The organism is Synechococcus sp. R5-12 (assembly GCF_047502655.1).
Taxonomy (GTDB): domain Bacteria; phylum Cyanobacteriota; class Cyanobacteriia; order Thermostichales; family Thermostichaceae; genus Thermostichus.
Map to the genome: position 1 here is coordinate 1 of NZ_JANSIM010000225.1, position 12,453 is coordinate 12,453.

Below are 12,453 nucleotides of genomic sequence, written 5' to 3' on the forward strand. Positions count from 1 at the left end.
TCCGTTGACCCGGTCGATCCCGCTCTGGGCAAGGGTTTCAGGCCCCTCGGCGGAGAAAAACAAGGGGAAATTGCAGCCGAAAACAAGACCTCTGGGCAAGGGTTATAATCGGGGGGAGTCGCTTCCCTTCGGGGAAGTGGAATTAATGGAAACGCTGTAATTAAATTTCAACCCATGAAGTTTTTTGAAAAATACCTTACCGTTTGGGTCTCGCTATGCATTGCTGCAGGCATTGGTCTTGGGAAAATACTGGGGAATTCTGTTTCGGTGCTTGAAAGCTGGCAGATATATACCATCAACATTCCGGTAGCGGTGTTGGTTTGGATGATGATCTACCCGATGATGGTACAGATTGATTTTTCATCGATAGGCGGTGTTTCAAAAAATTGGAAAGGGCTGGCGCTGACAGTTACTGTAAACTGGCTGATCAAACCTTTCACCATGGCATTGTTTGGATGGATTTTCTTTAAAAATCTGTATGCTACCTGGATCACTCCGGAAGATGCAGACCAGTACCTGGCAGGCGCCATTCTGCTGGGTGCCGCACCCTGCACAGCCATGGTGTTTGTGTGGAGTTATTTGGTAAAAGGCGATGCCAATTATACGTTAATACAAGTTTCAGTCAACGATCTTATTCTGCCGGTTGCATTTGTACCCATTGTAAAATGGCTGCTGGGAGTAACCAACATACAGATACCGTATGAAGTACTGATTACTTCGGTGGTTGTGTTTGTTGTTATACCGCTAACTACGGGCTATCTGACCAATCGGATATTGCCTCAACGAAAAGGAAAGGATTGGTTTGAACAAAAATTTCTTCCGGCACTTCGTCCTGTTTCCATACTAGCATTGCTTTCAACCCTGGTTTTACTCTTTGCCTTTCAGGGCGAACACATACTGGATCATCCATACACCATTTTGTTGATAGCCATACCACTGACCATTCAAACCTACTTCATATTCTTTATAACCTGGCTGGGTGGAAAATTGCTCCGTTTATCACATCCGGTTTGTGCACCGGCTGCGATGATTGGTGCCAGTAATTTTTTTGAACTCGCAGTTGCCGTGGCCATATCACTTTTTGGTCTTAATTCAGGTGCGTCGTTAGCCACGGTGGTTGGTGTACTCATAGAAGCACCCATCATGTTATCGTTGGTAGCCATCGCTAACAGTTGGAGGTATTAAATAAATCCAGATAAGTAACATTTCCCCATCCACTTCGCAATTGGAATCTGATTCTGGCGGCGGTTTGAGAAGCATACGGGCTTAAATCTATTGTCTTGGTTGCCCATTGTGATGGGGTAGGTACAAATGCAGTGGTCATATCAGGTGCTGTAGCCAATGGACTCGGGCCTGTATTATTACCATAAGATGCTAATCGTATCCAAGTATTGCCACAATCAGTGGTGATACTTACTATTAATGAATCAGTCGCTTCCCTTCGGGGAAGTGGAATTAATTGAAACAGACAGGCTGACAGATCGGCGTTGGGCAGCGTCGCGTTGCTTCCCTTCGGGGAAGTGGAATTAATGGAAAAATTAATGGAAACAAACCAAGTGATCCCCTTTCACTTCCAGCCAGTGCCCACCTGGATAATCGGGGCTACGGCTGCCTCGGTCTGCTTTTAAGAGCTGGATCCCGGCTTCTACCTGGTCAAAGGTGGGGTGGTGGGGCAGCACCAAAGACAAAAATTGAAACATCACCTGCCGCTGCAGAGCCAAGGGGGCAGCCCGCAAGGGATCCCGTCGCAGCCCTGGCAAAGCGGGCTCATACACCTGCTGCCATAGCTGAGCTGCTTGGGCTACCACCAGCTCATGTTCTGCTTGGAGCAGCGTGGCAGCCCGATTCAGGGCCGCTTCCAGTTGCGGATTAAAGTGCTGCTTCAAGTAGGGCATCACCTCCAGGCGGAGACGGTTGCGACAATGGGCCAGATCTTGGTTGCTGCGATCCGGCCAGACCGGCAATTGGTGCTGCTGGCAAAATTGTTCGGTTTCCCAACGGTATAGACCCAGCAGGGGTCGCACCACCTGGGCAGAGGTGGGATCCCGGTCGTCCAGGCGACGCTGCCAATCTAGGCTGCTCAGCCCGGCGGCTCCTGTCCCTCGCAGCAAGTTCCATAAAAATGTCTCGGCCCGGTCGCTGGCCGTATGCCCCATCACCACGGCGCTGCAGTCCCAGGTGCGGGCCCATTTCTCCAGTTGTTGGTAGCGCCAAGCCCTGGCCCCTGCTTCGTCTCGGCGGATGGGATCCGCAGTCTCAACAGCATGAGGTAGTCCCTGCTGCTGCAGCCACCCCTGCAAAAAGCGGGCACACTCCGTTTCATCTGCCGACCAGCGGTGATCACAATGCAGAACAAATATCTGCCAGCCCCAGCGAGGCTGCAAATCCCGCAAGATCTGGAGCAGGCAAAAAGAATCTTGCCCGCCCGAAAAAGCCACCAGCAGCCGCTGGCCAGGGTGAAGAAGTTGCCCCTGCCGAATGGCGCACTGTACCCGCAGGTGGAGAGGAGAGAGCCTGGCCACAGCTTGTTATTGCTCAGGTGCAACCCAGACCCTACCTGCCGCTATGGGATCCCTTAGGCAAGAGCCCGGGTCAGATGAGAGGCCACCGCCTGCACAGCAGCAATGCTGCGTTCGTAGGCCATTCGGGTCGGCCCCAGCAAGGTGACGGTGCCCAGAGGAGCCGAGCGACGGTGGTAAGTGGAGGCGATAACCGTGCAGTGGTGCAGAGACTCCAGTGGATTCTCGCTGCCAATGTAGATGATCACCGGGATCTTGGGGGCAGGCTGTCCTGACTCTTGATCCATCTCCGTTGAGCTCGGCAGAGGAGGCAGATGCGCCAACTGCGGATCACCCCCATCGGCAAAATGGAGCCCGATCATCCCCTGCAGTTGCTTGGCTCCCTCCTCGATCAACTGCATCACTGCCTGCACCTGCCGGGCCTGGGAAAACTCCGGCTGACGCATCAACTCGGCCATACCCGCACTGAACACCTGCCCCAGAGAGGGCTGTAGACAGCGTTGCACCACCGAGCGCAGCAGTTGCTGGAGCCAATGGCCGTAGGTACGAAATTCTTCATCCAGTTTCAGCCAGCTCAGATCCTGCAACTCGGCAAAGGTTTTGCCCCGCAGCTTCAGGGTGAGAAAGTTGCTGAGCAATTGCAATTCATCTTCCAAATCCTCTCGGGAGTCGCTGGGCCAGTCGGGGGGGCTGACCAGAGCTGAATGGGTTTGATAGGAGTCGGTTACCACCAACACCATCACCCGCCCTGGCGCTACCGACACCAACTGCACATGATGAATGGCTACCACCGGCCCCTGAGGAGGAGTGATGAGAGCAATGCAACCGCTCAGATGGGCCAAAAGCTGAGCTACCCTTTGCAGGAGGCTGTCTAGGTCGTCTCCCAGCTCACGGCCAAGCTGATCCATCAACTGTTGCAGAGCGGGATGGGGATCCGGCTGAGGAGCATCGTGGGGGATCCCACCGCTGTTGGCGGAGGTCAACAAATCGTTGACATAAACCCGATAGCCAAAGTCGGAGGGAACCCGACCCGCAGAGGTGTGGGGCTGAAACAGTAACCCCACCTGCTCAAGGGTGGCCAGGTCGTTACGAATGGTGGCCGTGCTCACCCCAAAGTTATAGGACTGGGCCAAGGTTTTGGAACCGACAGGTTCAGCTGTAGCAATATAGCTACGCACTGTCGCCCAGAGAATCTTCCGCTGGCGGGGAGTCAGTTCGAGTTTCATAGCCGATCAAAAGAACCCAGTCAACGCCTATCAAAGGAAACTGTTAATACAGAGCCGGTAAATTGCTCCAGGATAAACCAACTCAGAGCTGAGATAGGAATCCAGACAGACTTTTACATCTTCTAATCTATATGCATCTATTGTTACTCTTTATATAGCGGGTTGCCTAGGAAGGAAGTTGCAAAACCCGATGTCGGAAGAGGTTGAGACTGCTGCTTGTGCAGGAGAGAGTGAAATCTCTTGTAGCCTGGGCTCCCCTTTTTTGCCCAGAGGTGGTAGAAGATGAACTACGGCTAGCCACCTTGTTGCGTAGCAACAGTCCGCTGCGCCAAGACTGGGGATTTCTGCGCATGAGTTCGGTCAACTCTAGGCCAACTGGGCCTGCTGCTGTCCTCTTTGTATCCTTTTTTATCTTTGAGGTTGCCCCATGTACTTATCCCCCCAGGAGAAAGACAAGTTGTTGATCTACCTGGCTGCCCAGTTGGCTCGGGATCGGCGGCAGCGGGGCCTCAAACTCAATTACCCTGAGGCGGTGGCCTACTTGAGCGCAGCAGTCTTGGAAGGGGCGCGGGAGGGGAAAACGGTCGCCCAATTGATGAGCGAGGGGCTGACGTGGCTGACCCGCGAGGACGTGATGCCCGGGATCCCAGAGATGATCCCGGAAATTCAAGTGGAGGCTACTTTCCCCGACGGAACCAAGCTGGTTACCCTACACCACCCCATTCGCTAGGGATCCCCCAGATGCTCCAAAGACCCAGAGACTTCAGGAGGTCGTCCCCATGGCTCGCCAATCCAGAACCAACCCTGCTGCCAACGCAGAGCCGGCCCTGATCCCAGGGGAACTGTTGCTAGCAGAGGATCCCATCCAAGCCAACGTCGGACGGGCCACCGTGACCCTGGAGGTTACCAACCGAGGGGATCGGCCCATTCAGGTGGGATCCCATTTTCACTTTTTTGAGGTGAACCGGGCCCTGGTTTTCGATCGCGCCGCCAGCTTTGGCATGCGCCTCAACATTCCTTCCGGCAATGCGGTGCGTTTTGAGCCAGGGCAAACCCATCGGGTAACGCTGGTGGCTTTGGGGGGCAAGGGGTTGGTGCATGGCTTCAATCGGCTCACGGAGGGCACGATACGCTCCGCTGCCCAGAAGCGGCTGGCTCTGGCCCGATTGCAGGAGTGGCTGGGTGAAGCAGCCCATCCGTAGGGGGAATATGCCCCCCTCAAGTGTGCAGCTTTGGGCAGCGGTGTCAAGGCTCAACCCCATCCCCGTCTCTGCTCAGATTCAGGACAGTAGGGCTATCCTATTTCTCCTCTAGGAGCTGACAGATGTCAGAGCGCGAGACTGTCTTGTGGATGTGGGTGCAAGGCTTGGGGCTAAATCTTTCTGGGTTGGCGCTGTTGGCAGCAGCAGGCGCCGCCTTTGGGCCTCTCAGTTGGACAGGTGCAACGGTGGCGGTGATGTTGAAGCTCATTGGGGATAGCCAACTGGTGCGGGGCTACTGGCTCTGGCAAAGCCAGCGGCAACAGAAGGGATCCCAGCCCGTCAGCTCAGCAGCGGCAGTGCTCCAGAGTCAGGCTTGAGACAATCGCCAGCCCTTGTTCGGTCTCCGACCCAATAAAGCCAACTTAACCCTCCCTAGTCTCTCTTCCGAAGGGGGGAGGGAAGCTTGAGCTCACGGCTGTCTGGAGATGATAGCCCTCGGAAACCCTGTGGATCCTTGGGGCCCGGAGCTTTATCTCGGCTTTGGATCTGATCTGGATCTGAGTCCCCTCCGGCACCGGTAAGCCTCATTGCAGGTGAGCCACGGTCACTCCAGTACCGCCGTCTTCGGGATCAGCGGCTGAAAAACGCTGAACGCGCGGGTGATTTTGGAGATAAGCCTGGACGCCGGCTTTCAGGCGCCCTGTGCCGTGGCCGTGGATGATCCAAACCGGGCCGGGGGGAGCTTGGGCAAAGTGCTGTTCCAAAATGGCCTCGGCCTCGGCAACGGTTTTTCCCCTCAGATCGAGGGTGTTCTGACTGGTGCGCAGGTTCAGGGGAGCTGTGGCTGCAGGGGAGGGAGGTGGGGCTTTGGGGCGTTGGCGCTGCTTGGCCTGGTGTTCGTCAATGGGATCCAACTGCCCCCGTGGCACTGTGAATTTGAGGATGCCGCTGCGCACTACATATACATCTCCTTCGATGGCGATCACCTCTCCCGTCTGACCCAAGCCTCTCAGCCGCACCCGATCTCCCACCTCTGGCACAAACTCCATATCCACAGGCGGCGGTGGGGGAGAGTAGCGCTGCTGGATTTGCGCCAGCTCGGCAGTAATGCGTTGGGGATCCTCTCCCTGCTGCAATTTGCGGATGGCGGCAGCCACTTCCTGACGGGCAGCAGCCAACAGGGCTTGCAGTTCTTGGTTTTGCTTCTGCTCCAGCCGGGCTTCTCGCTCGGCGATTTGGCGGCTACGCTGTTGCATTTGTTGATATAGGCTCTCCAGCTCTCGATGCAGGGATCCCACCTGGGCCGCCCGCTCTTCCAATTGAGCTCGCTGCGCTTCCAGCCCGGCAATCACCTGATCCACCTGGCTTTCCCCCTGCAGGTGCTGCTGGGCCCGCCGCAGAATCTCTGGATCCAACTGCAGCCGTTGAGCAATGGTCAAGGCATTGGAGCGGCCTGGGATCCCCCACAAAAGGCGATAGGTGGGGGCCAGGGTGACCTCATCAAACTCCACCGAGGCATTTTCAAAGCAGGGATGTTGGTATTTCAGGGCCTTTAGCTCGCCGTAGTGGGTGGTGGCCAGGGTGAGCAGCGCCTTTTCCGAGAGATACTCCAACAGCCCAGCCGCCAGGGCAGCGCCTTCGGTGGGATCCGTGCCCGCCCCCACCTCATCCAACAGGACAAGGGCCGGCTCCGGAGCAGACTGCAGGGCCTGTACCATGCGGCTGATGCGGCGGATGTGCCCCGAAAAGGTGGAGAGATTTTGTTGCAGCGATTGTTCGTCCCCAATGTCGGCGTAAACCCCGTCGAACCAAGGCAGCTGGGGCGGATCCTGAGCCGGCAGGAAGATCCCCGCCTTGGCCATGAGCACCAGCAGGCCCAGGGTTTTCAGGGCAACGGTTTTGCCGCCGGTGTTGGGGCCGGTGATGACTACGACACGAATGGAGTCCGCGAGGGTGAAGTCGATAGGGACAACAGCAGAGCCTTGACCCTCCGAAGGGGCAGCGGCGCGAGATTGCCAGAGCAGCAGGGGGTGCTTGGCCTGACGCAGGCGCAATCCTGCCGAGACAAACTGGGGACGATTGCCCTCCAGCCAGAGGCTGTAGCGACCCCGAGCCAGAGCCACATCCAACCCCACCATCACCCCCTGCAGATGCTCCAGATCGGTGGCGACGGAGGCCACCTGAGCCGAGAGCGCGGCCAAGATCCGCTCTTCCTCCGCCTGAATCTGAACTTGGGTTTCTCGCCAGCGGTTGCCCAGTTCCACCACGGCGTAGGGCTCCACATAGAGGGTGGCCCCACTGGCAGAGCTGTCGTGCACAAGGCCGCGGATGAGATCCCGATGGGTGGCCTTGACCATCAGGACAAACCGCCCCTGCCGCTGGCCAATCAGGGTATCCTGCAGCGCCTGGGGATACTGGCTCATCAATTGTTGCAGGCGCTCCTGGATCTGGCTGCGCTGTTGCCGTTGCTGCTGGCGCAGATTGGCAAGGGCAGGGCTGGCGCTGTCCCGCACCTCACCATGCTCCTCCAGGCAGCGGAAGATCTCCTGCTCCAGCTCCGGGTAGGTGCGCAGGTTGCTCACCCAGGCCTGCAGGTGGGGCAGATGGTCGTGGTCGTCGATCAGACGACGAATGCGGCGGGCCGCCCCCAGAGTTGTAGCAATCTGCACCAGCTCTTCCCCGCTCAGGATCCCCCCCCGTTCAGCCCGTTCCAAAGCCGGCAGCAGGTTGTGGATCCCTGCCATGGAAAGGCCCCCCGCCTGTGTGCGATCGAGGCGGATCGCTTCCTCAGTCTGATCGAGGTAGGCTTCGCTATCGGCGCGGCTCTGCCAGGGATCCAGCTCCAAGCAGGCGCGGCGGCCCAAGGGTGTGGCCGCAAAGGTGGCCAAGTGCTGACAAAGGCGGGGCCACTCCAGCAATTCCAAGGTTTCTTGCCGTTCGCCTTGGCAGGCCGTAGGCCTTGGGGAGGGATCGGGCTTGGAGAAGACTGGCAGCGGGTGCAAGGTGGGGACGGTGGGCATTAACCATTCAGCGATGCAAAGAACCCTGGAGACGCAGTTGCTTCATCTCCTGCAAAAACTGCCGTTGGTACTTGAGGAAGGCCGTGTGCCACTCGCGGAAGCGACGCTCGCCATCCCGCACCAGCATCTGGCGGTACTGCTCTGAGTTGAGACGGGGCTGAGCAAAAGATGGGTTCATAGGGATCGGGGACGCTCTCCATCCTATTGTGGCAGGCTCTGGGTCGGCTTCCACAGATAGCTTTTGGTGAGAGGGGCACGCTGATAATGGCGCCGTTGTCTCACGCGCTGCCTCTGGTGATCTTCCCAAGAAGCTGAGCTCACCGAAAAACTGGGTTCAAAGCCCCGCCCTACCGCTGTGGGGTTCGCCTTGGGTGTCCTGTGGAGGGTGGAAGTGAGCTGCATTCACGGCCAAACTGAACCTCACAAGCCTGCCATACTGAAGGAAGTTGCTGCACTCAAAACACTCAAGATCCGTGCGCAAACGAGTCACCCTCATTTTCCCCCGCCATTTGGTGAATGTGCCCCTCACCTATCGGTTGGCCAAAGACTTCGATGTGGCTGCCAATATCGTGCGCGCCAGGGTAGCCCCCAACGAAGTGGGTACTTTGGTGGTGGAGCTGTCGGGGGATATCGACCAGGTGGAAGCAGGATTGGAATGGGTACAGTCTTTGGGCATTGAGGTGACTGAACGGGCCAAGGAAATTCAAATCGACCCAGACTTGTGCGTGGACTGTGGATTGTGTACGGGAGTTTGCCCAACCGAGGCCCTGAAGATTTCTGCTCCCAGCTGGAAGCTGGAGTTCTCTCGCAACCGCTGTGTCATGTGCGAACAGTGTGTTGCCACCTGCCCCGTTGGGGCGATCAGCACCAGCTTGTAGTCAGTTTGTGGTCAGTTGGCTGAGTTACGAACTCCCCCAAGCTGACAAATCCCTTTACAATCCTGTTAGATTTGTTGGACATAGGTCTAGCTGCGGAGCGCACTCGACATGGCTTCTACTCCATCGTTGATTGGGTTAACTTATGCCGGTTTGGCTGTTCTCTATTTGCTGGTGCTGCCTCTGTTGTCTCTGCTGTACGTGGACAAACGCTGGACTTCAGGCAGTGCTTGGGAAAAGGTGCTGATGTTTTTCTTGGTCTTGTTTTTCTTTCCCGGCATGGTGCTCTTGGCTCCCTTCATGACGTTTCGGCCCAAGCCTCGGTCGCTGTAAGGTCAGCCGTTTGTCGATCCACTGAGCCATGCGCAGATTGGACGTTCTTGGCATAGGCTTGGCCCTGCTGCTGGGGGGAGGGATCCTCTACGGCCTGCTGCTTTGGGCGGGCTTGGATACGGGGGCCGCGCAGCAGATATCGAGCGTGGTGCTTCTATTGGCCTGCTTGGGGTGGACTTTTGGCTACCTGAAGCGGGTGCTGCGTGGGGAAATGACCCTGAAGGCTCAGTGGGCCAGCTTCGAGACCCAGCAACTTCAAGAGAAACTCCACTCGCTGTCTCCGGAAGAGTGGCAGGCCCTGCAAGCTGAATTGGAAAGCGAGAAAGAAGGGATCCCGGATTGGGTTGAGCAGGAGAAACATTGAGGCCATTGGACAGGCCGCACCCAGAAATTGGCTGTCGGCTGCTGGGGATCCAGGTTTAAGGGTATGGAGCGTCGGGCTTAAACCGCAACACTTGTATGTCTGTATATCCGGTTACCATTTGCTTCCCCTAAGAATGCTACATTACGCCCCGCACAAGATTCTGGCGTACGACGGATTATTAAGTGGTGCAAGCCTTTGCCTTTCCTTCTACTCGCATATCTCCATCTACGGTGAGCAAAACCATACTGCTAGCTCAGGGCCAGCCCTCGCAAATTCATCTCTGGAAGTTGGCGCTGGAGTCTCAGGGGCACTCTGTGGTGCCGATTTCCCCACGTGAAGATCTGCTAGAGGCGGCAACAAGCCAGCCGCTGGATCTGATGGTGGTGGACATGACGACGGGGCTGTTTAACCCCTATGCCTTTTGTCGAGAGTGTCAAAGCAAGCTGCCCAACATCCCTGTTATCCTGACTCATCACCCCCGCCGCCACATCGAGCCTGCAGAGCGGCGCTGGGCAATTTATCAGGGGGCAGCAGATGTGATCCCTGGCTTGGCGGAGGCCGGCGACCTTCTCCACTCCCTCGAACGGATTTACGAGGCTGCCAGGTGGTTTTTGCCTATTGACACGGAGGCGCTCCACAGGGCTCTGAAGCAAGCGGGCTTATGGCCGGCGGAGGTCAGCCGTACATCTTCTTCCACCCCTCCCCCGCAGCCGAGCGCCCACTCTCCCACCGCCCCTCCACAACCCATCACCGCGGAAGGGGATCCAGGGCAAAAAGACTTGACCCCGCAGGTGAAGTACCGACTGATGTACCGGGGTCGCCCTGTCGATTGAGGTACTCGTTCCAACCTGCCGTCACTCGTTTTTCCTCGTAGCTTCTCGTAGCTTCTTGCCCTGCCAGGGTTAAGCTGCCGATTGGCAACGAGCAGGATGCAATCGCTGCAGCCCCGGGCAGCAGTGTATGGCCTCGCCGTGCAAGCTACCCGTCTTGTTCAGCGTCAATGTATCAGCGAAGTCTGCTGGCAGAAATTGTGGAATGGATCACCTGGCCAGCAGAGGGGCCTGCAGAACTGATAGAGTTTTGGCACCTCTGCCTTCCCATTGCCCATGACCAAGCCCAAAGCCGGGATCCTCTACAACGACGCCAAACCCGCCGCCAAACGCAGCAGCGAAACCCTAGCCCGCTGGTTTCAGGAGCAGGGCTGGGAAGTCTGTGTGGCCCCCAACTGGGGCGGTATCCTCGGTTATGCCAAGCCCGACAGCCCCATCTGCCTGACCAAAGTAGATAGCCTGGCCCCGGCTGGATTTGATCAAACCATGAAGTTTGCGGTGGTGTTGGGGGGAGATGGCACCGTCTTGGCAGCAGCACGGCAACTGGCCCCCAAAGGGATCCCCTTGTTGGCGGTGAATACGGGCCATCTGGGCTTTCTGACGGAGACCTACCTTCCTCACCTAGAAGAGGCAGCCAGTGCCGCCATTGCCGGGGAATACACCCTGGATCGCCGCAGCATGTTGCTGGTGCAAGCCTACCGAGGGCAAGAATTGCGCTGGGAGGTCTTGAGCTTAAACGAGATGGTGTTGCACCGCGAGCCTTTGACCAGCATGTGCCACTTCGAGATCACCATCGGGGATCACTCACCTCTGGATGTGGCTGCCGACGGAGTCATCTTGGCTACTCCCACCGGCTCGACGGCCTATGCCCTCTCGGCGGGTGGGCCGGTGATCACACCGGGGGTGCCGGTTTTGCAGCTGATTCCCATCTGCCCCCATTCCATGGCGTCGCGGGCCTTGGTCTTCCCCGATTCGGAGGAGGTATGGATTAGCCCCGTTACCCCTCAGCCACTGGTTTTGGTGGTAGATGGAAATGCCGGCTGCTACATCATGCCGGAAGACCAGATTCGGGTGGTACGTGCCCCCTATTGGACAGATTTGATGCGCCTGCGCCGACCGGAATTTTTCCGGGTTATGCGAGAGAAGTTGGGGTGGGGACTGCCCCACGCTTCCAAGCCCACGTCGGTGGAGTTGCCTTAACTTTGCCGAGGCAGGACAAGCCATAGCTGCAAAATGGCCAATGCCCTTAACAACTCCACCCCTCTGTCGCTATGATGGTTAGGCTCGGAAGCGGATGTGGCGGAATTGGTATACGCGCACGTTTGAGGGGCGTGTGGCTTTGCCTTGCGAGTTCGAGTCTCGCCATCCGCATTACGCAATTAGTACGCGTTATTCATTAGTCCCTCTCCCAGAGAGGGAGAGGGGAAGCTGGCTTCGGCCTTTGGCACTATTCCCGAACGGCACCCTGCAGGCGTGCGCCCCAGGTGCGAGCAAAGCGCAGGTCAGCCCCAACCAGGTTGGCGTCGCGTAGATCGGCCCCCCGCAAGTCGGCGCCGTACAGGGATGCAGAAGAGAGATCGGCCCCCCGCAGGTTGGCCCCCCGCAAGTCTGCCCCCTCCAGGTAAGCGCCACTCAGGTTGGCTCCGCTCAATTGGGCCCGTCGCAAATTGGCTCCCACCAGGTAGGACTGGCTGAGATCGGCACCTGTCAAGATGGTGCGCTCCAAATTAGCCTCGATCAGATCGGAGCCGCTGAAATTGGCTTCCGCCAGATCCAAGTTGCTCAGCTCAATGGATCCCAGGCGGCAGTTGGGACAGGTGCGGGAAGCCATGAGGTAGCGCATAAAACAAGAGTTGTAGGTTGTGGCTGCGGCAGAGGAAGCCAAGGCTGCCGTGGCCAGTAGTGCCCAAATGGCGGGAACTTTGAGATTGAGGTTCATGGTTACCAAGCCTCACAATTTTGAAGGTTTACGTGAAGGGACACAGCAGAGGGGGATGGTTCTGCGCTGGTCACATGATAGTGGCATCTTCTGGCTTCGGCCACTCCGCAGGTCTGTCTGGCCCACCTGATAGCAGGCTCTCTCA

General features: G+C 57.4%; 14 protein-coding genes and 1 tRNA gene. 10 read left to right on the forward strand and 5 right to left on the reverse strand.

Translation table 11 applies throughout. The features are described from left to right. Positions 1-174: 174 nt before the first annotated feature. Positions 175-1,185 carry an ACR3 family arsenite efflux transporter gene (gene arsB, locus NW843_RS11430; protein ID WP_414523001.1) on the forward strand — a complete coding sequence of 337 codons (1,011 nt, stop codon included), beginning with the start codon at positions 175-177 and terminating at the stop codon, positions 1,183-1,185. Between the two features lie 353 nt (positions 1,186-1,538). Here arsB and tilS read toward each other — a convergent pair whose 3' ends face one another. After that, a complete protein-coding gene (tilS, locus tag NW843_RS11435) occupies positions 1,539-2,522 on the reverse strand; it encodes a tRNA lysidine(34) synthetase TilS (protein ID WP_414523002.1) in 984 nt (327 codons plus the stop codon). A gap of 53 nt (positions 2,523-2,575) precedes the next feature. Then, entirely contained in the window at positions 2,576-3,745 is a 1,170-nt protein-coding gene (locus tag NW843_RS11440) for an HrcA family transcriptional regulator (protein ID WP_414523003.1), read from the reverse strand. 427 nt (positions 3,746-4,172) lie between these two features. On the opposite strand from NW843_RS11440, the gene NW843_RS11445 reads away from it, so the two are divergent. The 3 genes from NW843_RS11445 (at position 4,173) to NW843_RS11455 (ending at position 5,324) form a co-directional block, all read left to right on the forward strand. Continuing rightward, positions 4,173-4,475, forward strand: a complete 303-nt coding sequence (locus tag NW843_RS11445; protein ID WP_011433938.1) for an urease subunit gamma — start codon at positions 4,173-4,175, stop codon at positions 4,473-4,475. Positions 4,476-4,572: 97 nt separating this feature from the next. After that, positions 4,573-4,947, forward strand: a complete 375-nt coding sequence (locus tag NW843_RS11450; RefSeq protein ID WP_414332421.1) for an urease subunit beta — start codon at positions 4,573-4,575, stop codon at positions 4,945-4,947. Positions 4,948-5,069: 122 nt separating this feature from the next. Beyond that, positions 5,070-5,324 (forward strand): hypothetical protein, encoded by a 255-nt coding sequence (locus NW843_RS11455; protein ID WP_414344418.1) that lies wholly within the window; start codon positions 5,070-5,072, stop codon positions 5,322-5,324. A gap of 207 nt (positions 5,325-5,531) precedes the next feature. Here the strand turns inward: NW843_RS11455 and NW843_RS11460 are convergent, their stop codons facing one another. Both NW843_RS11460 and NW843_RS11465 read right to left on the reverse strand, forming a co-directional pair. Continuing rightward, positions 5,532-7,967 carry an endonuclease MutS2 gene (locus NW843_RS11460; protein ID WP_414523004.1) on the reverse strand — a complete coding sequence of 812 codons (2,436 nt, stop codon included), beginning with the start codon at positions 7,965-7,967 and terminating at the stop codon, positions 5,532-5,534. 7 nt (positions 7,968-7,974) lie between these two features. Beyond that, the gene (locus NW843_RS11465; protein WP_414391046.1) at positions 7,975-8,145 is read right to left on the reverse strand and encodes a hypothetical protein; all 171 of its coding nucleotides are present in this window, start codon (positions 8,143-8,145) and stop codon (positions 7,975-7,977) included. Between the two features lie 295 nt (positions 8,146-8,440). On the opposite strand from NW843_RS11465, the gene NW843_RS11470 reads away from it, so the two are divergent. From NW843_RS11470 to NW843_RS11495, 6 genes are all read left to right on the forward strand, one after another. Next, positions 8,441-8,845, forward strand: a complete 405-nt coding sequence (locus tag NW843_RS11470) for an NIL domain-containing protein (RefSeq protein WP_414344412.1) — start codon at positions 8,441-8,443, stop codon at positions 8,843-8,845. Positions 8,846-8,953: 108 nt separating this feature from the next. After that, positions 8,954-9,175: an NAD(P)H-quinone oxidoreductase subunit L gene (ndhL, locus tag NW843_RS11475; RefSeq protein WP_011433942.1), complete on the forward strand. Its 222-nt coding sequence runs from the start codon at positions 8,954-8,956 to the stop codon at positions 9,173-9,175. Positions 9,176-9,203: 28 nt separating this feature from the next. Continuing rightward, positions 9,204-9,539: a DUF3007 family protein gene (locus NW843_RS11480; RefSeq protein ID WP_414523005.1), complete on the forward strand. Its 336-nt coding sequence runs from the start codon at positions 9,204-9,206 to the stop codon at positions 9,537-9,539. Positions 9,540-9,769: 230 nt separating this feature from the next. After that, positions 9,770-10,372: a response regulator gene (locus tag NW843_RS11485; RefSeq protein WP_414523006.1), complete on the forward strand. Its 603-nt coding sequence runs from the start codon at positions 9,770-9,772 to the stop codon at positions 10,370-10,372. Positions 10,373-10,645: 273 nt separating this feature from the next. After that, entirely contained in the window at positions 10,646-11,569 is a 924-nt protein-coding gene (locus tag NW843_RS11490) for an NAD(+) kinase (RefSeq protein ID WP_011433945.1), read from the forward strand. 90 nt (positions 11,570-11,659) lie between these two features. Beyond that, positions 11,660-11,740: transfer RNA gene (locus NW843_RS11495), tRNA-Leu, on the forward strand. A 76-nt stretch (positions 11,741-11,816) separates the two neighbouring features. On the opposite strand, the gene NW843_RS11500 is transcribed toward NW843_RS11495, so the two are convergent. After that, positions 11,817-12,308, reverse strand: a complete 492-nt coding sequence (locus tag NW843_RS11500) for a pentapeptide repeat-containing protein (RefSeq protein ID WP_414332111.1) — start codon at positions 12,306-12,308, stop codon at positions 11,817-11,819. Positions 12,309-12,453: the final 145 nt, after the last annotated feature.

Bases quoted from the DNA above. Each gene is read 5' to 3' on its own strand.
- NW843_RS11500 (WP_414332111.1), bottom strand. From the start codon at position 12,308: ATGAACCTCAATCTCAAAGTTCCCGCCATTTGGGCACTACTGGCCACG.
- NW843_RS11465 (WP_414391046.1), bottom strand. From the start codon at position 8,145: ATGAACCCATCTTTTGCTCAGCCCCGTCTCAACTCAGAGCAGTACCGC.
- NW843_RS11455 (WP_414344418.1), top strand. From the start codon at position 5,070: ATGTCAGAGCGCGAGACTGTCTTGTGGATGTGGGTGCAAGGCTTGGGG.
- NW843_RS11460 (WP_414523004.1), bottom strand. From the start codon at position 7,967: ATGCCCACCGTCCCCACCTTGCACCCGCTGCCAGTCTTCTCCAAGCCC.
- NW843_RS11490 (WP_011433945.1), top strand. From the start codon at position 10,646: ATGACCAAGCCCAAAGCCGGGATCCTCTACAACGACGCCAAACCCGCC.
- NW843_RS11480 (WP_414523005.1), top strand. From the start codon at position 9,204: ATGCGCAGATTGGACGTTCTTGGCATAGGCTTGGCCCTGCTGCTGGGG.
- ndhL (WP_011433942.1), top strand. From the start codon at position 8,954: ATGGCTTCTACTCCATCGTTGATTGGGTTAACTTATGCCGGTTTGGCT.
- arsB (WP_414523001.1), top strand. From the start codon at position 175: ATGAAGTTTTTTGAAAAATACCTTACCGTTTGGGTCTCGCTATGCATT.
- NW843_RS11445 (WP_011433938.1), top strand. From the start codon at position 4,173: ATGTACTTATCCCCCCAGGAGAAAGACAAGTTGTTGATCTACCTGGCT.
- NW843_RS11440 (WP_414523003.1), bottom strand. From the start codon at position 3,745: ATGAAACTCGAACTGACTCCCCGCCAGCGGAAGATTCTCTGGGCGACA.